Below are 21543 nucleotides of genomic sequence, written 5' to 3'. Positions count from 1 at the left end.
CTCAGCGCTTCAGGATCGCCTTCGCCGCCTCGGCGTCCGCATCGATCTGGACCTTGAGGGCGTCGAGGCTGTTGAAGTTGAGCTCGCCGCGCAGGAAGGCGACCAGTTCGGTCTCGACGGTCTGGCCGTAGAGGTCTGCAGCGAAGTCGAACAGCCAGACCTCCAAGAGCGGGGTCTCGATCTCGAACATCGGACGGACGCCCAGATTGGCGACGCCATCGATGACGCGCCCATCCGGCAGGCGGGTGCGGGTCGCATAGACCCCGTAGGCCGGACGCATGTAGTCGCCGAGCGCGACATTGGCCGTGGGCACGCCGATGGTCCTGCCGCGCTTGTCGCCGTGGATGACTTCGCCCTCGATGGCGAAGGGGCGGCCCAGGATGGCGGTCGCGCGGGCCATGTCCCCGGCCTTGAGGGCTTCGCGCACGGCGCTGGACGACAGTTTGAGTCCATCCGGATCGTCGATGCGCTCGGTGGTCGAGACGGTGAAGCCCAGGGTCTCGCCATAGGTGCGGAGCGCCTCGGGCGAGCCCGAGCGACCGCGGCCGAAGGTGAAGTCGAAGCCGACCGCGGCGTGACGGATGCCCAGACCGTCGGCCAGGACCCGGCGCGCGAACTCGACATCGGTCATGGCCGCCATCTCGCCGTCGAACGGCAGCAGATAGAGGCGATCGACGCCGAGAGGCTCCAGCGCGCCCGCCATCTGAGCGGCGGTCATCAGGCGGAAGGGGGCGGCGTCGGGCTGGAACCAGCGGCGCGGATGGGGATCGAAACTGACGACGGCCAGCGGCGCGCCGATGGCGTCGGCGGTCTGACGGGCGGCGGCGATCACCGCCTGATGGCCGCGATGCACGCCGTCGAAGGCGCCGACGGCGACGGCCGCGCCCTTCGCCGTTTCCGGCAGGTCGCGCCAGCCGCGGAAGACCTCGATGGTCATCAGCCCTTGGCGGGACGACGCCGGCGCGGCACCCGGACGGTGGCCTCGCCGTCCATGATCGGCTCGTCGCCGACATAGCCTTCGCAGCGCAGGGTGACGCGGGCCGAGACCTCGTCCACCGCCGAGACGGTGATGCGGGCGATGACCACATCGCCGATGCGCACCGGCTTGTGGAAGGCCAGGGTCTGGGTCAGGTAGATGGCGCCCGCGCCCGGCAGGATGGTGCCGACCACCGCCGAACCGAACGACGCCGACAGCAGGCCATGCGCGATCCGGCCGCGATAGGCGGTCTTCGACGCGAACGCCTCGTCCATATGCACGGGATTGAAGTCGTCCGAGGCCTCGGCGAATTGCGCGATGCGGGCTTCGGTGACCTCGACGGCCTTTTCGGCGGTCATGCCCACGTGGAGTTCGTCGAGGATATAGCCCCCCGACGGATGCTTCTGAACCAGTTCAACCATCGGACGGTGTTAGCGCCGGTGCGACGATTTGGCGAGGCCGAACCTACCAGATCAGGTCGAGCGCGGCATAACGGGCATAGGTCGTCTCGGCCTTGAGCAGGTCGGCGGCCTTCGCGGGGTCCAGCCTGCCGTCGGCGCCGCGCGCCGCGTCGCCGTGGATGCCTTGCGCGATGAACAGGCAGTCGAGCCCCTGCTGGTTGGCGCCCATGACGTCGGTGACCACGCCGTCGCCGATGCAGAGCACGCGCGACCGATCGACCGGACGGCCCAGCAGCTGCTCCGCCTCGGTGAGAGCCAGGGCGTAGATCGGACCATAGGGCTTGCCCGCCATGGTCACCCGCCCGCCCATGGATTCGTAGAGATCGGCCAGCGAGCCGCCGCAGTAGATGATCCGGTCGCCGCGCTGCACGACCCGGTCGGGGTTGGCGCAGATCATCTCCAGATCGCGGGCGGCGGCCGGAGCGAAGCGTTCGCGATAGTCCTCGGGCGTCTCGACCTCGTCGTCGGTCGGGCCGGTGACGGAGACGAAGGCGGCGTCTTCGGCGCTCTCGGCGCGTTCGAGACCCAGGCCTTCATAAAGAGGCGCGTCGCGATCGGGGCCGATGATCCAGGCCGGTCCGGGCGCGCGCTTGCCCAGTTCGAGACGGGTGGCGTCGCCCGAGGTGACGATGGCCTTCCAGCTTTCCCGCGGAACGCCAAGCTGATCGAGCTGCACCACGACGCCCGGGGTCGGACGCGGGGAGTTGGAGATCAGCACCACCGTCCCGCCCTCGCGGTTGAAGCGGGCCAGGGCCTCGCAGGCCTCGGGCCAGCTCTCGCGGCCGTTGTGGATCACCCCCCAGATGTCGCACAGCAGGACGTCATAGTCGGCGGCGACGGCGCCGAGGCCGGAGAGTGCGTGAGGCTGGGTCATGGCGGGCTTCTAGACTGCCCGGCCGCTCCGGTGAAGGCGGGAGGCCTTATCGACCGGCGATCAGATCCACACGGATGGTTTCACCGGTCACGGCCTTCGCCGTCCAGTGGGCGCCGATGCCGCCGGGTACGATCGGGGTGCAGAAGGAGCCCGGCAGGGGCACGGGTCGCCGCTGGCTGAAACAGACCTGACCGTTGCGCACGCGCCATGTGCCGCTGCTGAGCCCGCCGCGCCGTCCGCGCCCTTCGAACCGCCCGCCGCGCTGCAGCCACATCCGCGCGGTGCGCCCGTCCGGATAGGTGGACAGAAGGGTGTTGCCGAAGGCCGGCTCCAGATCGGCTTCCGTCGGTGTAGAATGGGCCTGAAGCACGAGCATCACGCTGAACGCGGTCATCAAAAGCATACTGTCTTCCCCTCAGTGGGGCGGACAGTCGCTCCGAACGCGGATGATTTCAATCCGCCAAGTTCGGGCCGGCCGGACTATTCCGCGCGGAACTGGAGCTTGGCCAGCCGGGCGTAGAGGCCGCCCTTGGCCACCAGCTCGGCATGGGTCCCCTCCTCCGCCACCCGGCCGTCCTCCATGACCACGATGCGGTCGGCGCGGAGCACGGTGGCCAGTCGGTGGGCGATGACCAGGGTGGTGCGGCTCTCCATCGCCTGATCCAGCGCGACCTGCACCAGACGTTCGTTCTCGGCGTCGAGCGCGCTGGTCGCCTCGTCCAGCAGCAGGATCGGGGCGTCGCGGACCAGGGCGCGGGCGATGGCCAGGCGCTGGCGCTGGCCGCCCGACAGGCTCTTGCCGCGCTCGCCCAGAGGCGTCGCGAAGCCTTCCGGCAGGGCGTCGATGAAGGTCAGGGCCTGGGCCTCGGCGGCCACGGCGCGGGCCTCCTCCTCCGAGGCGTCCTCGCGGCCGAAGCGAATGTTCTCCAGCGCAGAGCCCGAGAACAGGGGCGCCTCCTGTGACACCCAGGCGAAGCGGTTTCGAACCGCGGTCGGATCGGCGGCGCGCACATCGACGCCGTCCACCGACACCACCCCGGCCTGCGGATCGTAAAAGCGCAGCAGAAGGCGGAAGACGGTCGACTTGCCGGCCCCCGACGGACCGACCAGGGCCACGGTCTCGCCGGGCCGGACGGTCAGGGAGAAGCCCTTCAGGGCCGGCAGGTCGGGACGGCCCGGATAGGCGAAAGCCACCGCCGACATCGACACCTCGCCGCGCGGCGGGCTGGGCAGGGCGACGGGCTTCTCCGGCGCGGCGATGTCGGGCGTGGCGCGCATCAGCTCGTCGATCCGCTCCATCGCCCCGGCGGCCTTCTGGACGTCGCCCCAGCTCTCGCCGAGCGCGCCCACGGCCCCGGCGACGAAGACCGACAGCAAGACGAACTGCAAAAGGGCGCCGGGCGACATCGCGCCCCGGACCACGTCCTGCGCCCCCAGCCAGAGCACCAGGGTCACGCCGCCGAACATGACCACGATGACCAGGGCGGTCATCAGGGCCCGGGCCTTCATCCGGGTCAGGGAGACGGCGAAGGCCGCTTCCACCGCCGCGCCGAAGCGGGCGATGGCCGAGCCGACGCGGCCGAAGGCCTGGACCGTCTCGATGGCGTCGACGCTCTCGCCCGCGAATCCGACCGCATTGGCGAACCGGTCCTGCGAGGCCACGGTCAGCTTCCTGACCGTGCGCCCGAACAGGAAGACCGGTCCCAGCAGGACCGGGGCGATCAGCAGCACCAGCCCGGTCAGTTTGGGACTGACCACGAACAGCATGCCGATGCCTCCGACCAGGGTCAGGAAGTTCCGGAGCGCGAAGGAGACCGAGGTGGTCAGAAGCGTCTCGACCAGGGCGATGTCGGTGGTCAGGCGGCTCAGCACCTCGCCGGTGCGCATCTTGGCATAGAAGGAGGGGTCCAGCGTCAGAATGCGGCCGAACAGGGCGGTGCGCATGTCGGCGATCATCCGCTCGCCGGTCTTGGTCACATAGAAGTAGCGGATGGCGGTGGCGGCCCCGAGGATCAGGGCGTTGACGCCCAGCAGCAGGAACCAGCGATTGATGTGCGATCCGCCGCCGGCGAATCCCTGATCGATAGCGCCGCGCGCGGTTGCGGTCAGGGCCAGCGACGCCCCCGTCGAGGCCAGCAGCCAGAACAGGGCGAACAGGGCGTCGAGCTTGTGCTTGCCCAGATAGGGCAGCAGCCGGCCCAGAGGGCGGATGTCCTTGCGCTTCTGGCGTCGCGATCCAGCCTCGCCCAGCTGCTCGACCAACAGGGCGCCGGCCCCGGGGCGTCCCTGAACGTCGGCGGGCGTGGCGGTCGGCGAAACGTCGGTCATGGCCGCCTCTTGCCCCGGAACGCCCTGCGGTGTAAACGCCGCCGCTCATTCCCGCCCCTGCTGGCGGGTTTTCTCATTTATGCGCACCGACGGTCGGCATCGTCATCGCGCCAGAGGCTGAACGACCATGAAAGCGGATACGCACCCCGACTACCACTTCATCACCGTCACCCTGACGAACGGCTCGACGTACCAAACGCGTTCGACCTACGGCAAGGAAGGCGAAGTGCTGAACCTGGATATCGACCCGTCGACCCACCCGGCCTGGACCGGCGGCAACCAGCAGATGCTGGACCGCGGTGGTCGCGTTTCGCGCTTCAACAACAAGTTCGGCGGCTTCATCAAGAAGTGAGCCGGTTCCAGCGCAGGCCCCATTTTCCGGCACTGCGCTTTTGGGATCACGAAAGGCGCCGGTCCTGCGACCGGCGCTTTTTGTTTGCGTTGAACCTCGGTAACATCAGTGCGTTCGTCGTCCTGGGGGCGGTCTTTGGGGCGGCGGACCGATCTAGAGCGGACTGAGATGAATCGACGGGAATTGGGTTTCGGCATCGCGACAGCGGCGATGGTTTCTGCTGCGGGGTCCGCGCAGGCCGCCCAGTTCCGCCGTTCCCGTCCGGCACAGCCCGCCGCGGCGCCCGGCGGCCAGGCCGTCTACACGCCCCAGATCGCCCGTCTGCCCGCCAACATCCAGGATGACGTCCGCGCCTTCTACACGGCGAATGGCTGGAAGGCCGTCTGGACCCCGGCCCAGATGCAGGCGCTGAACGCCGTCGCCCGCAAATCCGAGAACCACGGCCTGGCGGCGACCGACTTCTTCGACTTCGTGGGTCTGGCCGCCGATCCGGCCTCCAGCGACGTGCGCACCACCGCCGCGGTCCTCACCTACGCCCGCGTCCTCGCCGAGGGCCGCGTCCGTCCCGAGGACGTGGAAGACCTGTGGGAGATGGGCAAGAACCGCGTCGACCTGCCGACCGGCCTGAACAACGCCTTGGCGCAGAACCAGCTGGCGACCTGGTTCGACGGCCTGCCGCCCACCGACATCGGCTATACCAACCTGTCGAACGGCTATCTGCGCTATCGCCGCCTGAGCCGCGCCGGTGGCTGGCCAACCTTCAATCAGGGCGCCGGCATCGAGCCGGGCATGAGCGACGTCCGCATCCCCGTCCTGATCGAGCGTCTGGTCGCCGAGGGCGACATGACCGCTGCCGACGGCGCCCGCCTGAAGGCCCAGGGCCTGACCTATGGCGACGAACTCCAGACGGCGGTGCGCGGCTTCCAGCAGCGCCACGGCCTGTTGCCCGATGCCCGGATCGGCACCGGCACCCAGCGCTCGCTCGGCGCCTCGTCCGACGACCGCGCCCGTCAGATCGCCCTGAACCTGGAACGCCGCCGCTGGCTGAAGCGCGAGCTCAATCCCGAGCGGATCGAGGTCAACACCGCCGCCGCCATCATGGTCTACTGGAAGGACGGCCGTCCGGTTCACTCCAACCGCGTCGTCGTCGGCTCGGCCGAGAACCAGACCCCCAGCCTCGAAAAGCCCTTCGCCTCGGTCGTGGCGAACCCGCCCTGGTACGTCCCGGCCGGGATCGCTCGCCGCGAGATCCTGCCCCAGGGCCCGGCCTATCTGGCCGCCCGGGACATGTACATCCAGAACGGTCAGGTGATCCAACGCGCCGGCCCGCAGGCCGCGCTGGGCTATGTGAAGTTCGAGCTGCGCGACAGCTACGCCATCTTCCTGCACGACACCCCGGCCAAGGGCGCCTTCGACCTCGCCACGCGCCAGCGTTCGCACGGCTGCGTCCGGGTCCAGGGCGCGGTCGAGTTCGCGCGCCTGCTGCTGTCGCCCGATCCCTTGCGTCTGGCCGAGTTCGACACGGCCCAGCAGACCCGCGAGACCCAACGCATCCAGACCGGCCGCGAGATCACCGTGCGCCTGCTCTACTGGACGGCCTTCGTCGACGGACAGCAGCGCGTGGCCTTCCGCGAGGACGTGTACAAGCGCGACCAGAAGCTGGCCGAGGCCCTGGGCATCGCCGTCAACCTGCCCGTGCCGGTCGATGACGGCGCCGCCGTCGCCAACGACGTCGGGCCGTAGGGTTCAAATGGCCTCGGGCATATTCGACGCCCAGGCCGTTTCCAACCGTTCGATCAGGACCGGATCGCCCGAGAAGACGTGATCGCCGACGGCCGTCACGGCGCACGCCGGCGTCGCGCTGTTGCAGATGAAGGCCTGATCGAAGTCCGCCAGATCGGACAGATGCACGGGCCGCGTCTCCGATTTCAGACCCACGCTCGCCAGCCCGGCCTCGATCAGAGCCTGGGTTACGCCCGCCAGCATCGGCGCCTCGGGCCAGATCACCGTGTCGCCCTTCACGAAGCCGATGTTCCAGAGACTGCCTTCCGAGATCAGCCCCGCCTGGTCGAGGAACAGGGCGTCGTCGAAGCCGTCGTCGCGCGCCTGTCGCCGCGACTGGATCAGGCCGAACAGGGCCGTGTGCTTCAGATGGGCGCTGTCGCGCGAATAGACCCGGGTCGCCAGCCGCAGCGAGGCGGCCAGAGGCGGCGGCGGTTCGGCCGCCATGGTCATGACCTTGGGAACGCCGCGCCACGACGGCGTCCGCGCCCAGAGCTCGGGCGAGAACAGGCTGACCCGCAGCCAGCAGGCGTCCCGCCCCTCGACCGCCAGCCGCATCAGATCGCGCAGACGGGCCTCGCCCGGGCTTTCTCCGAACAGTTCGACCGCCGAGGCCTCAAGCCGCTGCAGATGCAGGCCCAAGCCCCGCGCCGCGCCGTCTTCGACGCGGAACGAGGTGTAGGCGCCGTAGTTGACCAAGGCCAGATAGGTCAGGTCGTCGGTCGAGGCGGGTTCGCCGTCGATGAGGATCGGCGGGAACCCGGTCATGCGATCAGCTTTCGCCGCCGCCCTCGACGCCTTCACCGCCTTCGTCACCGCCCGCGTCATCGTCGCCCGGCGTTTCCGCCAGACGTTCGACCGAGACCACCCGCTCGCCGTCGGCGGTCTTGAAGATGGTGACACCCTGGCTGGAGCGGCCGACCACGCGGACCTGTCCGACCCGGGTCCGGATCATCTGGCCGCTGGAGGTGACCATCAGCAGTTCGTCGGTGTCTTCCACGGGGAAGGCAGCGGCCAGACGCGTGCCCGCGCGACCGCCCAGGCCGTGGGCCGTCAGCCCCTGCCCGCCACGACCCGTGCGGCGGTACTCATAGGCCGAGGAGCGCTTGCCGAAGCCACTGTCGGTGACGGTCAGGATGAACTGCTCCGCCGCACCCAGTTCGGCGATGCGTTCGACGGTCAGGGCGGCGTCGCCGACCACCTCGTCATCGGCTTCCGGCGCGGAGGCCTCATCGTCGCCCTCGCCGCCCGCCAGCGCCTTGCGCATGGCGTTGGCGTGTTTGACGTAGGCGGCGCGCTCTTCCGGCGTCGCGTCGACGCGGCCGAGCACGGCCATGGAGATGACCTCGTCGCCGTCCTGAAGCCGGACGCCGCGCACGCCGGTCGAGTCGCGACCCTTGAAGACGCGGACGTCGTCGGCCTTGAAGCGGATGGCGCGGCCCAGCGCCGTGGTCAGCAGGACGTCGTCCTCGGCCGTGCACAGGGCGACGCCGACCATGTGGTCGTCGTCTTCCAGCTTCATGGCCAGCTTGCCGGCGCGGTTGACCGTCGCGAAGTCCGACAGCTTGTTGCGACGCACGTCGCCCGACTTGGTGGCGAACATGATGTCGTAGTCGCCCCAGGTCGCTTCGTCCTCGGGCAGCGGCAGGACGTTCATGATCGAATCGCCCGGCTCGATCGGCAGCAGGTTGACGAAGGCCTTGCCGCGCGAGGTCGGCCCGCCCAGCGGCAGGCGCCAGACCTTGAGCTTGTAGGCCTTGCCGTTGGTGGCGAAGAACAGCACCGGCGTATGGGTCGAGGCGGAGAAGACGCCGGTGATGGCGTCCTCGTCCTTCATCGTCATGCCGGACTTGCCCTTGCCGCCGCGGTGCTGGGTCCGATAGGCGTTCAGGGCCACGCGCTTGACGTAGCCCCCGTGGGTGACGGTGACGACCATGTCCTCGCGCGGGATCAGGTCCTCGTCCTCCATCTCGGCGTCGCCCTCCCCGATCAGGGTGCGGCGCGGCACGGCGAACTCGCCCTTCACCGCCAGCAGGTCCTCGCGGATGATGGCCAGGATGTTGGCGCGGTCCGACAGGATGGTCAGGTGGCCCTGGATGGTGTCGGCCAAGCCGCGGGCCTCGCCGAAGATGTCGTCGCGGCCCAGGCCGGTCAGACGCGACAGGGTCAGGGCCAGGATGGCGCGGGCCTGTTCGTCGGTCAGGTTCAGCTTGTCGCCGTCGATCAGCATCGAGCGCGGATCGGCGATCAGCTCGACGAGGGCGATCATGTCGCCGACGGGCCATGCGCGGTCCTGCAGGCGCTGACGCGCCTCGGCCGGATCGGCCGACGAGCGGATGATGTGGATGACCTCGTCGATATTGGCCACGGCGACGGCCAGACCGACCAGGACGTGACCACGGTCGCGGGCCTTGGCCAGCTCGAACTTGACCCGGCGGACCACGACTTCCTCACGGAATTCGAGGAAGGCTTCCAGCAGCTGGCGCAGGCCCATCTGCTCGGGCCGGCCGTGGTTCAGGGCCAGCATGTTGACGCCGAACGACGACTGCATGGCGGTGTAGCGCCACAGCTGGTTCAGGATCACGTCGCCGGACGCATCGCGCTTCAGCTCGATCACCATCCGCATGCCCTGACGGTCGGATTCGTCGCGGACGTCAGAGATGCCCTCGATCCGCTTCTCGCGGACCATTTCGGCGATGCGCTCGATCAGGGTCTGTTTGTTGACCTGATAGGGCAGTTCGGTGACGACGATGGCCTCGCGATCCTTGCGGATCGTCTCGATCGAGGCCTTGCCGCGTACGATGACCGAGCCACGGCCGTCGCGGAGCGCGTTGCGCGGCGCGGTCCGGCCCATGATCTCGCCGCCCGTCGGGAAGTCGGGACCGGGCACGATGTCCAGAATGGCGTCGTCGGAGATGTTCGGATCGTCCAGCAGGGCCACGGCCGCATCGACGATCTCGCCCAGATTATGCGGCGGGATGTTCGTCGCCATGCCGACGGCGATGCCGCCCGCGCCGTTGACCAGCAGGTTCGGGATCCGCGACGGCAGGACGACCGGCTCCAGCTCCTTCTCGTCGTAGTTCGGCTGGAAATCGACCGTGTCCTTGTCGATATCGGCCAGCAGGGCCACGGCAGCCGGCGCCATGCGCGCTTCCGTGTACCGCATCGAGGCCGGCATATCGCCGTCGACCGAGCCGAAATTGCCCTGACCGTCGACCAGCATCAGACCCATGGAGAACGGCTGGGCCATGCGCACCAGCGCCATATAGACCGAGGCGTCGCCGTGCGGGTGGAAGCGGCCGAGCACGTCACCGACGACGCGCGCGCACTTCGAGTACGACCGCTCGGGCGTCATGTTCAGGTCGTGCATCGAATAGAGGATGCGGCGATGCACCGGCTTCAGGCCGTCGCGCGCGTCCGGCAGGGCACGGCTGACGATCACGCTCATGGCATAGTCGAGGTAGGAGCGTTTCAGCTCGTCCTCGATCGTGATGGTCGAAATGTCGGAACCGCCGCTCGGTCCGGCAGGAGGTGCGGCGTTTTCGTAGCTGTCGTCGGTCAAGGAGTTTAGGCTTTAAATGGCCGGAATCGGAACGTGATCCGCTATCCGGTTTTCTAGCATCCGTGGCGTCCGGAGGCAAAGTTTACGCCTGTTTCGACGTCGTCCGTGAAAGGAAGATTCCATGCGCGCCCTCCCCCTCGCCGCCATCCTCGCAACCACCTCGATTCTCGGAGCCGGAGCGGCTCTCGCCCAGACCGCGGCGCCCGCCGCTGCCCCCACCCCCGCCCCGCCGCCGCAGGCCGTGGTGATCGCTTCGCTGAAGACGGCGGACGGCGCCGATGCGGGCACGGTGACCGGCTATGAGGGGCCCAAGGGGATGATCTTTCGCGTCGTCGGCAAGGGCTGGCCCGCCGGCTGGCACGCCGTCCACCTGCACGCCGTCGGCAACTGCGAGGCGCCCGGCTTCACCTCGGCCGGCGGCCATGTGAACCACGCCGAGGGCGCGCGCCCGCACGGCCTGCTCAACAAGAACGGCGGCCCGGACCTGGGCGATCTGCAGAACGTCTTCGCCGCCGCCGATGGCGCGGCCAATGCCGACGTCTATCTGGCGTGGGAGGGTCTGGACGCCCACGAAAGCGACTATGTCGACGCCAACGGCCTGTCGTTCGTCGTCCACGCCAACGCTGACGACTATGTGAGCCAGCCGATCGGCGGCGCGGGCGCGCGCATCGCCTGCGGCGTGTTCGAGCCGGTGGTCGTCACCGCCCGCTAGGCGCTGTGGTTCAGGCCTTGGCCGCGCCGGCGCGCAAGCCCCGCTCGGCCAGGGCCACCACCGCGACCCCGGCCATGGCGATGGCCGAGCCGGTCAGGATCTGGGGCGTCAGGACGTCGCCCATCAGACCCCAGCCGATCAGGATCGACACCACCGGCGTCGCCAGCAGATAGGGCGTCACCCGCCCGGCCTCACGCCTCTGCACCAGCCAGAACAGCAGGGTCGTCGCCAGAACGGACGAGACGATCCCGGCCCAGAGCAACGAGATCCAGACGATCGGAGTCGCCGCCTTCACCGCCTCAATCTGATGGTGTTCGAACACGGCGGATCCAAAGGCCATGACCGGAAGGGTGCCAACCGCCAGCATCGCCTGCATCTTGAGCGGCGGGATCGAGGTCGTGCGGCGCGCGACGACGGTGGTCAGGGCCCAGGCGGCGGCGGCGGCGATCCCCACCAGGATGGCGCGCCAGTCCTGCAGCGCATGGGCGTCCAGGGTCATCCAGCCGACGCCGACAAAGGCCACGACCATCCCGACCATGGCCGCCCGGCTGAGGCGCTCCTTCAGCAGCAGGAAGGCGAACAGGGCCGTGAACGGGATCCAGAGCTGGTTGGCCACCGTCACCGGACTGACGTCGTGCGCCAGCCAGTAGGCGGTGTAGACGAGGCCGTACTGCAGCGAGCCCCCGACCAGGACGATAATCAGCAGGCTCTTCCAGTCCGGGAACGGCGGCCGGATGAAGCCCGCGAGACACAGGCTGGCGATACCGAAACGAATCGCCCCGACCAGCAGAGGCGACATCTGCTCGGTCGCCACCTTGGCCCCGGCGTTGTTCACCCCCCAGATCACGATGATCGCCACGATGGCGGCGATCTCGAGCAGGGTCAGCGGGCTGTGCGGTTTATCGGGCGTGGTCACCGTCCGCCTATCGCATGCTGAACGCAAAACGTCGGCTCACAATCCGTGAGCCGACGTTGCAAGGTCTGGATCTGAAGAGCCGAAGCCTCAGAACGGAATGTCGTCGTTCAGGTCGTAGCTTTCACGCGGGCCGGACGGCTTTTTGGCGCCGCCGGTGGAGAAGCCGGACGAATAGTCGTCGTCGCCGCCGCGACCGCCGCCACCCTGCGAAGCGCCGCCGCCGTCACGGCCGCCCAGCATGGTCAGCTGGCCGTTGAAGCGGCCGATGATGACCTCGGTCGTGTACTTCTCGACGCCGTCCTTGTCGGTCCACTTGCGGGTCTGCAGCGAGCCCTCGACGTAGACTGTCGATCCTTTTTTCACATAGTTTTCAACGACCTTGACGATGTTGTCGTTGAAGACCGAGACGCGGTGCCATTCGGTCTTTTCCTTGCGCTCGCCCGAGGACTTGTCGCGCCAGGTCTCCGACGTGGCCAAGGAGAAGTTGGCGATGCGGTCGCCGTTCGGCATCGACCGGATTTCGGGGTCGCGCCCCAGGTTGCCGACCAGAATGACCTTGTTGACGCTGCCCGCCATGATGCTCTCTCGTTGTCTGCCCCGCGCCCGTCCGGGCTGCGGCTTGCTTGAATGCCGTGTCCGACGATCAGTCGTCGGAGGACCGGCCTAGCGCGCCACGGCCGCCAAGCCACCCCCCGTTAAGGCATCCTAAACGAAAGCTTGTGGATGTTCCAGCTTTGTTCTTGGCAGGCAGGCCGGAAACCGGCGTGACTCGACCGCTCTTATTGGGCCGGCGCGCGCTCGATCGTGCCGGGCGTGGCCAGACGGCCGTCACCGGTCCGCGCCAGGGCGAAGTAGCGCTGACCTTCCAGGGTCTTGCCGAACCAGACGCCGGCGCGATCGATGAAGATGAACTGGCCCTGATAGGCGCCGACGATGTCGTTATTCGATCCGCCCATGCTCAGGAACCGAAGCCGCATATCCTCCAGCCGCGCGGCGCAGCTTTCGATCTGCGGTTGGTCGCGGGCCAGGACGTTGAAGCGCGGCTCTGCCTTCTCGCCCGCGTCCGGCAGGGCGACGCTGTAGCAGACGCCCTGATCGAACGGGGCCTTGGTCTGGGTGGAGCAGCCGGCCAGCAGGCCTGCGGTCAGGGCCCCGGTGATCACGACGGAAGAGAGGCGCATCAGTTCAATCCCGGGAATTGGCAACTGCGGTCCTGTTCGGCGAGGACGCGGAAACGGTTGTTGTCGCTGGACTGTTCCACGCGGCGCGGGACCAGTCGCAGCGTCTGGTCGCCCCAGCGGCCGTACTGGGCGTCGCCCGGGCGGCCCACGCACTGACCGGCATAGAGGGCCTGGACGCACTGACCGAGCGTACCCCCCGTGGAGACAGTGCGCCACTCGTTCCCGGTGTAACGCAGGCAGGGACTGCCGTTGACGACGGCGGTCTGGGCGGGCGCCGGGTGGGCGTCGGTCGGAGTTGTGGCGGTCGGAACCTCGACCACCGGATCGGCGGCAGGCGCGGCCGGCGGCGGGGCGAAGGCGGCGGTCGGGGCGGCCGCCAGGGCGCCGGTCTCGTCCAGACCCACATCGAGGGCGTCGGTGGCCAGGCCGTTGCGCCGCGCGCAGTCGGCGAGGGTGGCCATGCCGACGAACTGGCCGTTGACGAAGCAGCGCAGCTGGCGCGTCGTCTCCAGCACCGGGGCCTCGGCCAGGTCGATGTTCAGTCCGCCCCGGGAGGCAGGGGGCGCTTCAGGCGTCTTGTCCCCCCCGCCGGCGAAGACCAGGCCCGCCACCACCGCGGCGACGACGACCAGGCCGGCGCCGATCGCGATGATGGTTCGATTGTCGTTGGGAAACGCCATGGAGCACTCGCGGGGACCTGCGCCTCAATAACCCCGTCCTCGCCCTTGAGGTCAACCGCCAACCGTCAGGCTGCGACCCCGAAGAACCCGGCGCCGTTCAGGAACCGCCGGTCAACCGCGAGAGGGCGGCCTGATAGTTCGAGATCTGGGCGGTCAGATAGGCCGGAACCGTGCCGCTGGCCGCCGACGTCGTCGGATCGACCGGGGCCAGGGCGCGATAGGCGTCGCGCACCGCCTTGAGCGCAGCCTGCAGCTTCTCGCCCGAGGTCTTGATCGAGGCGGCGTCATTGAGCGTCAGGTTCGATGGCAGACCCATGCCATAGGTCGAGATCGACTTGTCGACGGTCGCCAGGCCGATATAGCCGGCCGAAAGCCCGAGGCCCGCCAAGGCGTCGCGGCCCGTCTCGCCCGATGTGAGGATCGCGCCCTTGACGCCGTCCTTGGCAGTGATCGACAGGCGCTGGAAGCCGCCGGTCGTGGTGGTGGTCTCGCCCTCCTTGCCGGTGACGGTCCCCCCCTCGGAGGCGACCGTGACCTTCAGCTTGCCACCCGAGGCGACCGAAATCTTGCGGGCAAGGGTCGCCAGGGTGTCCTTGGCCTCGATGGTCACGGGCACTGCCCGGCCGCCATCGGGCGGGCTGATATAGAAGCGGTCGCCGACCCGCAGCGAGGTCGCGGCGGTCAGATATTTGGAATCGCTCTGGTCGATTTCGCCCTGGGGCAGGCCCAGCCGGTCCAGCACGCTGGCGCCGTTGGAGGCGACGGCCAGGGTGGCGGGCTTGGCCTGATCGCCGACGCCGGTCCAGCTCTGCTCGTATTCGACCGCCCCGGTCGTCGGGTCGAGTCGGGCCAGATAGCCCTTGGTCGGATCGGTCGCGAGCGCGCCTTCGGTCTTGCCGGTGATACCCGTGATCCAGACCTTGCCGTCATGAACCTTGACGTCGGCGGCGGTGTCCTCGCCCGCCGTGCCGTACCAGCTCAGCCGATCGCTGGCGGCCGGGGTCAGATTGGTCGACAGGGAGGCGACGAAGACATCCTTGCCGCCCGAGTTGGCGTTGGTCGCCGTGCCAGCCGACAGGCCACTGTCGCGGCTGGTCCCGGTCAGGATGACCTTGCCGTCGGCGACGGCGATGCCGGCGATGTCGCCGCTGATCAGGCCCAGATCACGTGTCGCCGCCAGGGTCGGCACGCCGTCGGCGCCGAGGGTGAACTGGCGCACCACCGCGCGGCCGTTCTCGACGCCGGCCGTATAGAGATTGTTTCCGTCGACCACGGTCGCGTCGACGCTGTCGTCGCCGCCGGTGCCGAACTGGGTCACGCCGATGGACTTGGAGACGATGCCGGCGGTCGGATAGGGCTCGGCGGCCTTGAAGGCCTGGACATAGCCGTCCCAGCCGCCGACGCTGACCGCGCCGGTCATGGCCGACTGCGAACGCCCGGCGACATAGACGACGCCGTTAGCGCCGAAGCTGACCGAGGTCGCCTCATCGGCCGACCGGGCGCCGCGCCTCTGGGTCCACTGCTCCTCGCCGTCCTTGTTGAACACGGTCACGAAGCTGTCGGCGACGCCCGCGACGTCGCCCGTCTTGCCTGCATCGGTGGTCGAGGTGTTGAGCGCGCCGGTGACCGAGCCCGCCACCGCGACATTGCCGTTGGCGTCGATGGCCAGGGCATAGCCGCTGGCGGTCGAGGCGGCGCCGAGGGCCCGCGTCGCGACCAGACGGCCGGCGCTGTCGTACTTCATCAGGGCGACGTCCTGGACGCCCTTGATCGGCTGGGTGTCCGGTCCGGCGGTGACGTCGGCGACGATCCACAGCGAGCCGTCGGGGCCGACGGCGCTGGCCCGCACCGTCTGGACGCCTTCGGGCAGGGTTTCCTGCGACAGGCGGCCGTCGACCCACTGGGTCTCACCCACATTGCCCGCGGTCGGCTCCGGCGCATCGCCGCCGTCGACCTGGAACTTCAGGATCTGGTTGGTGAGGGTCGAGGCGGTCGTGGTCTTGGTCGTCTTGACGCCGTTGACCGTGGTCGTCGTGGTCACGGCCGCATTGCCCGCCTGCTGAACCACATAGACGGCGTCCGAGGTCTGGTCGGCGGTGAAGCCCACGGTCTCCGTCGAGGTTCCACGGATCGCCAGGGCCCACTTGTCGGGTCCGGCCGGCAGGGTGACCGCCTTGCCGTTGACCTGGACCGTCTTGGGATCTTCCTTGATCTGCTGGCGACCGATCCGGGTCTGGAAGCCACCATCGGACAGCTGTTTGTTGATGTATTCCAGAACGTTGTCCATCGTGCGGGGCGTTGACCCCATGTTCGACAGATCGATCGGAACGGTGGTGGTGTTGGTCGACAGCCCGACCGGCACCTTGATGGTGATGTTGAATTTCGTGTCGCCCTGGAACGCGGCGACCGGCGTATCCAGAGACCCCTCGTGGACGGGCCCCGTGATCGAGACGGCGCTGTCGCGCGGCACGGCTGCGGTGGTCTTGCTGGTCGCAGCGGCCGTCCCCTGGACGATGCGGACCCCGTCCAGATCGGCCGTGGTCATGTATTTGCTGAGCTCAGCCATGCCCGAGGCGAAGCGCTTCTGCAGCAGGGCGGTCTCGCTGGAGGTCAGGCCGCTGGTCGAGGCGCGGTTGGCCAGGGCGCTCAGGGTCTCCAGACCCTGGTACATGGCGAACAGCTTCTTGTAGTCGGCAGACGCGCCCTTCACATCGAGCTGGGCGGCGTTCTCGTTGATGATGTTGCGGCCGGCGAGGGCCGAACGCACCAGGGCCGAGGGGTCCGCAGCCTTGACGCCGGTGGACCAGGGCGCGGTCGGCTGGGCCTTTTTCGTGATCGCGGACGTCAGGGCGGTGGCGCTCGAAGCGTCATAGCTCCCGCCGAACAGACCCAGAAGATAGCCGTTGTTGACCGATGTCACACGAACCTCCGACTTGGCAGTATCGCAGGGGAGAGGCAACGGACCGTTAACACGGACTCGGAACCGGGCATGGAATCGTGCGTTCCTCGCGTCTCAGGAGAGCAGGGTTCGACGAGCGTTCGCCTCGTCAGCCTTCGCTCTTGATACTCTGGAGCGTCGCGATGAGCTTTCCGTCGGTGGTTCAGTCTTTTCTTGCGCTTTACGGGTTCGGCGACCGCGCCCATGCGCCGCGTCGCCGCCCTGCCCCGGTGATGATCGGAGCGCCTCAGCCCAGGCGCTGATCCGCGCTTACTGGAACAGCTTGAGGATGACCTGCGGCGACTGGTTGGCGATCGACAGCGATTGCGCGCCGAGCTGCTGCTGAACCTGCAGCGCCTGCAGACGGGCGCTTTCCTTGGCCAGATCGGCGTCCACCAGGTTGCCGATGCCCGATTCCAGCGTGTCCGTCAGCTTGGATACGAAGGTGTTGTGCGCCTCGATCTGCTTGGCCTGCGAGCCAAGCGCGCCGAGCGCCGCGTTCACGGCCGTGATCGAATTGTCGAGCTTGTTCAGGGCGGTGGTCGCCCCAGTCATGGTCAGCAGGCTGTCGGCCATGCCCAGGCTGAGAATCGAACCCGACAGGCTCAGGTTCTGCGTGGACAGGGTCACGAACGCGCTGGCGTCGGAGTTGGCCAGGAACTTCAGCCCGGTCGGCAGGGAGCCGTTCAGGACGTTACCGCCGTCGAAGGTGGCGTTGTCGACCGCCGACTTGATCGCGCCCAGCAGGGCCTTGAAGTCGGAGTTGAGCAGTTTGCGCGACTGGGTCGTCAGCGAAGGATCCTTGGCCGCGACGACCTTCTCCTTCAGCTGGTTCAGCAGGTCCGAGACCGATTCGCCGGCGGAGCGGGCCACGTCGGCGATCGAGGTCGCGCGGTCCAGGCTGGACTTCACCGCCCCCAGGGCCCCGACGTCGGCGCGTTGGCTCTGGGCGATAGCCCAGACCGCGGCGTTGTCCTTGGCGCCCTGGACCTTCAATCCGGTGCTGATACGGCCTTGCACGTCCGTCAGCTTGTTGTTGGTCGTGGTCAGGTTCTGCAGCGCGATCGCGGCTGCGGAATTGGTAAGGACGCTGTTGCTCATCGTTTTGATAGCCCCGGAAAGTTCCAGCCAGCTTATGGTTAACAAGTGAGCGGATGGTTAACGCGCGATAACCACGCATTTTAACCACGCCAGGGGCTCCCTGGGTGGCGAAAGATTTGTTTCGATCCCCGCGCCGGAGCGTCGGGTTCGGTTGTCAGGCGGTGGTGTCGATCACCGATCCCGCATCGTATTTCTTCGCTTCCGCCATGCGGATCACCTGTTCCCGGGGGAACTGACGGACGATCTCGCCGGTGGCGCTGTCCATGGTCTTGTAGATGAACGACCCGATGGTCGGGCCTTCCTCGATCACCAGCCGGTATTGGGCGGCCTGTTCGACTTCACTGGAAGCCTGGGGGACGGAGGGTTCGTTTCCGGTCGTCGCGGGCGCGACGGCGGGAGGGGGGATTACAAGACTCAGCTTTGCATTGGTTTCCATGACTCCCTGCGCCGAGTGCTAGATTCGGCTCCCTGATGAGGATGAAGGGTCAAGGTCGGGCGGGACCGAAGTCCCGCCCTTCCGAGAGTGTATTAGCGGAACAGGCCCAGCAGGACCGACGTCGACTGGTTGGCGATCGACAGAGCCTGCACACCCAGCTGTTGCTTGGTTTGCAGCGACTGCAGACGAGCGCTTTCCTTGGCGAGGTCGGCGTCGACCAGGTTGCCAACGCCCGCTTCCATGGCGTCCGACAGCTTGCCGACGAACGTAGCATGGGTTTCGAGCGACTTGGCGCCGGTGCCCAGGCGAGCCAGGGAGGCGGAGACCTTGTCGATCGAGGCGTTGACCAGACCCAGAGCCGTGGTGGCCAGGGTCGAGGTGCCGATGGTGGTGGTCGCAGCGACGGTGACGTTGGCGCCGCCCAGCGAGAGGTTTTCACCGGCAACCTTGATGGTCGAACCGGTGGTGTTCGAGAGCGCCTTGTAGCCGGCGGTGCCCGTGGAGTTATCCAGCAGGTTGATGCCGTTGAACTTGGCGTTGGTGACCACGGTGGTGATCTGATCGCGGATCGCCTTGAAGTCTTCGTTCAGGGCGCTGCGCGAAGCCGTCGACAGCGACTTGTCGGTCGCGGCCAGGGCCTTTTCCTTCAGCTGGGTCAGCAGGTCGGAGACCGACTCGCCGGCAGCGATGGAGACGTCCACGGCGGACGAACCACGGGCCAGGGAGTCCTTGACGGCGCCCAGAGCCGAGATTTCCGAACGCTGACCTTGGGCGATAGCCCAGATAGCGCCGTTGTCTTTCGCGGAGTTGACCTTCTTGCCGGTGTTGATACGCGACTGGACGGTGCCCAGTTCGGTATTCGTGGCGTTCAGGTTTTGCAGGGCGACCAGAGCGCCCGCGTTCGTGTTCACGCTGTTCACAGCCATGACCATAGTCCTTGTTTCAAGGTGTCCGACCGCCATTTTAGCCGTCGGGAGCATTTTGCTCGGAGAGACCCTGAGCAAGGGCCGCGCCAGACACCGCCGTTCGCTCTCGACACCGTGCCAGAGCCGGGTTTCGTTGTTTTTCTTACGGTACTTTCGCTTAACCACGCTTTGGACCCGGCAAGCCCTGCCGGGTGAAAGCCGCGACGGCGGCAAAAATTGCCGGGAGCCCGGCACGGATTGCCGGGTTTGGCGGTTTGAAAACACCGCCACACCGCCAAACACCGCCACTTCACCTCGTCCGCTCACGGACAATGGCGGAGGATGGACGCTCAGCGCTCCCTTCCGAGCCTCGGCTGCATGTCCGCGATGAGTTCGAGCAACTGCTCAGCGGTGGGCGCCACGAGGTAGAGGATGAGCAGCAGGGCCAGCAGCCCCATCAGCCCGTCGGCGAGATGCGGCAGGGTCTGCGGCGTCGAGGTCCGGACGATTCCAGCCAGCAGGCCCCACAGGCCCAGGCTGACGCCGAACACATAGACGCGCCGCCAGAGCCAGCGCCCCTCCGCCAATGGCGCAGGTTGGGAGACGGGCTGGGAGGCGGGCGGGGTTTGCAGGTCGGTCATCGGTCGTCATCCTGTTCAGGGTCGGTCGGAGGCGCACGACGACAGCCGTCGCCTCCGAGGTGTTCGCGGCAATCGTCGCGGGAGAGCCGGCGCGGGGCCTCGAAGACCTCCGGGTCCAGCAGTTCGATTTCGGGGGGATCCGCTGTCATCGGGCTCATCCGATCGCGGTCAGCCGAACCAGGCCCATGCCCCCTGGCCCTCCGGCGCCCGAAGCGGTCACGCCAGCGCCGCCTCCCCCGCCGCCTGCGCCCGCCGCACCGGACGCGCCGGCAAACCCGGTCGTGGTCGAGGCCCCCCCGCCGCCGCCGCCGCCGCCGGCCCAGGAGCGTGCAGGCGTCGAGGCCGCCGTTCCGGCGGAGCCCACGGCCGCATTGCCGCCCGCACCGCCGTTGGCCGGGGTGGCCAGGCTGCCGCCCGCTCCGCCCGCGCCTCCGGCCCGAACCGTATTGGCGGAATCGAGACCGCCACCCGCGCCGCCGCCGCCCGAGCCGTCCGGCCGGGTCAGGGCCGCACCGACGCCGGAGGTCGCCGTGACCGAAGCCGCGCCGCCGCCGTTGGAGGCCGGAAAGCCCGCCCCGCCCGCGCCGCCGGTCCCGGAGGACGCGCCGCCCCCTGCCCCGCCCACCCCGCCTGGCGCGCTGATCAGAGTCACGCCGCCGCTGGCGATCGCACTCCCCCCGCCCGTTCCGCCCGCGTTGCCGGTCCCCGATGCGACCGAAGCCCCCGCCGAGCCTGCGGCGCCCACGGTGACCGTCAGGGTCGAGGCCAGATCCGCCGCCGTCCACACGGCCGTGCAGGCGCCGCCCGCACCGCCGCCTCCGCCGCCGAACCGGCTGGCTCCCGATGCCCCGGCGCAGCCCGAGCCGCCTCCCCCGCCCCCGCCGACGACCACCGCCTCGATCCGCCGCGCCCAGGCGGGCACAGTCCAGGTGGCGCCGCTGGTCAGGACCGTGGTCTCCGCCCGGCCGCAGCCGGTCGGGAAGGCCGCCGCCCCCGTCGACCGGTCCACGGTCAGGGCCGTGCGCCAGGTCGAGCCGTCCGCGCTGACCTTCAGCGTCAGATCGTCGTCGCCGATCAGGCCCAGCTCGGCCCGGCCGCCCCAGTTGCTCTGGAACAGCAGGGACAGGACATCGGCCGCCGCCTCCTTGTTGAAAGTCATGCGCAGATCACCGTCGCCGCCGTCACCCACATTGATCGCGGTCCACAGCGCCTTGTTGATCCTCGCCGCGAAGGGGTTGGTCGCATCCGCCGTGGTGTTCAGGCCCAGCCGGGTCAGCCCCTGGACCGCGCCCAGCCTCTGGCCCAGAGCGACCCAGGCGGGGCCGTCGCGCACGACGAAGAGGTCCTCGTCAGCGATCCACACCAGGGCGCCGTCGGGAACCGTGACGGTCGTCCAGCCGCCCGCCTCGAACCGCATCAGGTCGCCGGCGCTGCGGCTGGCCCAGACCGTCCCTGTCGGCGAGGCGGGCAGGATGTAGAGCGCCCCGTCGGCGGGTGACGCCGGCTGGGCCGCCGTCGAACGGCTGACCGCCCGCATCTGAATCAGGGCGTCGAGCCGGGTCAGGGCCTCGTTCAGGGTCACATGTTTCTGAAGCTGGCCCGCGGCCAGATAGGACAGGCCCAGACGGGCGCTGGCGTCGTCACTCATTTCCGATCTCCATCGATTGCGGAGATCAGTGTCCTGCCGGCGCCGACCAG

Annotated in this window: 20 protein-coding genes; 3 read left to right on the top strand and 17 right to left on the bottom strand. The window is 68.5% G+C overall.

Going from position 1 to position 21543, the window contains the following annotated elements; translation table 11 throughout:
- Nucleotide 1: 1 nt before the first annotated feature.
- The 5 genes from AC1ROD_RS04890 to AC1ROD_RS04870 form a co-directional block, all read right to left on the bottom strand.
- Complete coding sequence (locus tag AC1ROD_RS04890; protein ID WP_492947126.1) at nt 2-937, bottom strand: bifunctional riboflavin kinase/FAD synthetase; 936 nt, start codon at nt 935-937, stop codon at nt 2-4.
- Nucleotides 937-1398 carry a MaoC family dehydratase gene (locus tag AC1ROD_RS04885; protein WP_492031846.1) on the bottom strand — a complete coding sequence of 154 codons (462 nt, stop codon included), beginning with the start codon at nt 1396-1398 and terminating at the stop codon, nt 937-939. Before AC1ROD_RS04885 ends, AC1ROD_RS04890 begins: the two co-directional genes overlap by 1 nt.
- A 43-nt stretch (nt 1399-1441) precedes the next feature.
- Nucleotides 1442-2311 carry a TIGR01459 family HAD-type hydrolase gene (locus tag AC1ROD_RS04880; protein WP_492947125.1) on the bottom strand — a complete coding sequence of 290 codons (870 nt, stop codon included), beginning with the start codon at nt 2309-2311 and terminating at the stop codon, nt 1442-1444.
- Between the two features lie 46 nt (nt 2312-2357).
- Nucleotides 2358-2714, bottom strand: coding sequence for a hypothetical protein (locus tag AC1ROD_RS04875; RefSeq protein WP_492947124.1), 357 nt, complete (start codon nt 2712-2714; stop codon nt 2358-2360).
- Between the two features lie 77 nt (nt 2715-2791).
- On the bottom strand, nt 2792-4639 hold the full coding sequence (locus AC1ROD_RS04870; RefSeq protein ID WP_492947123.1) for an ABC transporter transmembrane domain-containing protein: 1848 nt from the start codon (nt 4637-4639) through the stop codon (nt 2792-2794).
- A gap of 127 nt (nt 4640-4766) precedes the next feature.
- On the opposite strand from AC1ROD_RS04870, the gene rpmE reads away from it, so the two are divergent.
- A complete protein-coding gene (gene rpmE, locus AC1ROD_RS04865) occupies nt 4767-4991 on the top strand; it encodes a 50S ribosomal protein L31 (RefSeq protein WP_492947122.1) in 225 nt (74 codons plus the stop codon).
- Between the two features lie 210 nt (nt 4992-5201).
- Entirely contained in the window at nt 5202-6734 is a 1533-nt protein-coding gene (locus AC1ROD_RS04860; protein WP_492947121.1) for a L,D-transpeptidase family protein, read from the top strand.
- 3 nt (nt 6735-6737) lie between these two features.
- Here AC1ROD_RS04860 and AC1ROD_RS04855 read toward each other — a convergent pair whose 3' ends face one another.
- Both AC1ROD_RS04855 and gyrA read right to left on the bottom strand, forming a co-directional pair.
- Entirely contained in the window at nt 6738-7541 is an 804-nt protein-coding gene (locus AC1ROD_RS04855) for an aminotransferase class IV (protein ID WP_492947120.1), read from the bottom strand.
- A 4-nt stretch (nt 7542-7545) separates the two neighbouring features.
- Nucleotides 7546-10335, bottom strand: coding sequence for a DNA gyrase subunit A (gyrA, locus tag AC1ROD_RS04850; RefSeq protein WP_492947119.1), 2790 nt, complete (start codon nt 10333-10335; stop codon nt 7546-7548).
- A 121-nt stretch (nt 10336-10456) separates the two neighbouring features.
- On the opposite strand from gyrA, the gene AC1ROD_RS04845 reads away from it, so the two are divergent.
- The gene (locus AC1ROD_RS04845) at nt 10457-11047 is read left to right on the top strand and encodes a superoxide dismutase family protein (RefSeq protein WP_492947118.1); all 591 of its coding nucleotides are present in this window, start codon (nt 10457-10459) and stop codon (nt 11045-11047) included.
- A gap of 10 nt (nt 11048-11057) precedes the next feature.
- Here the strand turns inward: AC1ROD_RS04845 and AC1ROD_RS04840 are convergent, their stop codons facing one another.
- From AC1ROD_RS04840 to AC1ROD_RS04795, 10 genes are all read right to left on the bottom strand, one after another.
- Entirely contained in the window at nt 11058-11963 is a 906-nt protein-coding gene (locus AC1ROD_RS04840; protein WP_492947117.1) for a DMT family transporter, read from the bottom strand.
- Nucleotides 11964-12050: 87 nt separating this feature from the next.
- Nucleotides 12051-12539: a single-stranded DNA-binding protein gene (gene ssb, locus AC1ROD_RS04835; protein WP_492947116.1), complete on the bottom strand. Its 489-nt coding sequence runs from the start codon at nt 12537-12539 to the stop codon at nt 12051-12053.
- 203 nt (nt 12540-12742) lie between these two features.
- A complete protein-coding gene (locus tag AC1ROD_RS04830; RefSeq protein ID WP_492947115.1) occupies nt 12743-13144 on the bottom strand; it encodes a hypothetical protein in 402 nt (133 codons plus the stop codon).
- Entirely contained in the window at nt 13144-13824 is a 681-nt protein-coding gene (locus AC1ROD_RS04825) for a hypothetical protein (RefSeq protein WP_492947114.1), read from the bottom strand. Before AC1ROD_RS04825 ends, AC1ROD_RS04830 begins: the two co-directional genes overlap by 1 nt.
- A gap of 97 nt (nt 13825-13921) precedes the next feature.
- Nucleotides 13922-16744 (bottom strand): NHL repeat-containing protein, encoded by a 2823-nt coding sequence (locus AC1ROD_RS04820; protein WP_492947113.1) that lies wholly within the window; start codon nt 16742-16744, stop codon nt 13922-13924.
- Nucleotides 16745-17032: 288 nt separating this feature from the next.
- The gene (locus AC1ROD_RS04815) at nt 17033-17863 is read right to left on the bottom strand and encodes a flagellin (RefSeq protein WP_492947112.1); all 831 of its coding nucleotides are present in this window, start codon (nt 17861-17863) and stop codon (nt 17033-17035) included.
- A 154-nt stretch (nt 17864-18017) separates the two neighbouring features.
- Nucleotides 18018-18299: a flagellar protein FlaG gene (locus AC1ROD_RS04810; RefSeq protein ID WP_492947111.1), complete on the bottom strand. Its 282-nt coding sequence runs from the start codon at nt 18297-18299 to the stop codon at nt 18018-18020.
- 92 nt (nt 18300-18391) lie between these two features.
- A complete protein-coding gene (locus AC1ROD_RS04805) occupies nt 18392-19225 on the bottom strand; it encodes a flagellin (protein ID WP_492947110.1) in 834 nt (277 codons plus the stop codon).
- 329 nt (nt 19226-19554) lie between these two features.
- Nucleotides 19555-19845, bottom strand: a complete 291-nt coding sequence (locus AC1ROD_RS04800; RefSeq protein WP_492947109.1) for a hypothetical protein — start codon at nt 19843-19845, stop codon at nt 19555-19557.
- Between the two features lie 154 nt (nt 19846-19999).
- Nucleotides 20000-21493 carry a DUF2793 domain-containing protein gene (locus AC1ROD_RS04795; protein WP_492947108.1) on the bottom strand — a complete coding sequence of 498 codons (1494 nt, stop codon included), beginning with the start codon at nt 21491-21493 and terminating at the stop codon, nt 20000-20002.
- Between the last annotated feature and the right edge of the window lie 50 nt (nt 21494-21543).

It is taken from the genome of Brevundimonas sp. GW821-FHT12E07, from assembly GCF_058807035.1.
The sequence above is the reverse complement of the archived record's forward strand: the minus strand, read 5'-3'. Positions and strand labels throughout refer to the sequence as shown.

Coding starts and splice junctions, on each gene's coding strand:
- AC1ROD_RS04890 (WP_492947126.1), bottom strand. CDS start 937: ATGACCATCGAGGTCTTCCGCGGCTGGCGCGACCTGCCGGAAACGGCG.
- AC1ROD_RS04885 (WP_492031846.1), bottom strand. CDS start 1,398: ATGGTTGAACTGGTTCAGAAGCATCCGTCGGGGGGCTATATCCTCGAC.
- AC1ROD_RS04880 (WP_492947125.1), bottom strand. CDS start 2,311: ATGACCCAGCCTCACGCACTCTCCGGCCTCGGCGCCGTCGCCGCCGAC.
- AC1ROD_RS04875 (WP_492947124.1), bottom strand. CDS start 2,714: ATGCTTTTGATGACCGCGTTCAGCGTGATGCTCGTGCTTCAGGCCCAT.
- AC1ROD_RS04870 (WP_492947123.1), bottom strand. CDS start 4,639: ATGACCGACGTTTCGCCGACCGCCACGCCCGCCGACGTTCAGGGACGC.
- rpmE (WP_492947122.1), top strand. CDS start 4,767: ATGAAAGCGGATACGCACCCCGACTACCACTTCATCACCGTCACCCTG.
- AC1ROD_RS04860 (WP_492947121.1), top strand. CDS start 5,202: ATGGTTTCTGCTGCGGGGTCCGCGCAGGCCGCCCAGTTCCGCCGTTCC.
- AC1ROD_RS04855 (WP_492947120.1), bottom strand. CDS start 7,541: ATGACCGGGTTCCCGCCGATCCTCATCGACGGCGAACCCGCCTCGACC.
- AC1ROD_RS04845 (WP_492947118.1), top strand. CDS start 10,457: ATGCGCGCCCTCCCCCTCGCCGCCATCCTCGCAACCACCTCGATTCTC.
- ssb (WP_492947116.1), bottom strand. CDS start 12,539: ATGGCGGGCAGCGTCAACAAGGTCATTCTGGTCGGCAACCTGGGGCGC.
- AC1ROD_RS04830 (WP_492947115.1), bottom strand. CDS start 13,144: ATGCGCCTCTCTTCCGTCGTGATCACCGGGGCCCTGACCGCAGGCCTG.
- AC1ROD_RS04825 (WP_492947114.1), bottom strand. CDS start 13,824: ATGGCGTTTCCCAACGACAATCGAACCATCATCGCGATCGGCGCCGGC.
- AC1ROD_RS04815 (WP_492947112.1), bottom strand. CDS start 17,863: ATGAGCAACAGCGTCCTTACCAATTCCGCAGCCGCGATCGCGCTGCAG.
- AC1ROD_RS04810 (WP_492947111.1), bottom strand. CDS start 18,299: ATGGAAACCAATGCAAAGCTGAGTCTTGTAATCCCCCCTCCCGCCGTC.
- AC1ROD_RS04805 (WP_492947110.1), bottom strand. CDS start 19,225: ATGGCTGTGAACAGCGTGAACACGAACGCGGGCGCTCTGGTCGCCCTG.
- AC1ROD_RS04800 (WP_492947109.1), bottom strand. CDS start 19,845: ATGACCGACCTGCAAACCCCGCCCGCCTCCCAGCCCGTCTCCCAACCT.
- AC1ROD_RS04795 (WP_492947108.1), bottom strand. CDS start 21,493: ATGAGTGACGACGCCAGCGCCCGTCTGGGCCTGTCCTATCTGGCCGCG.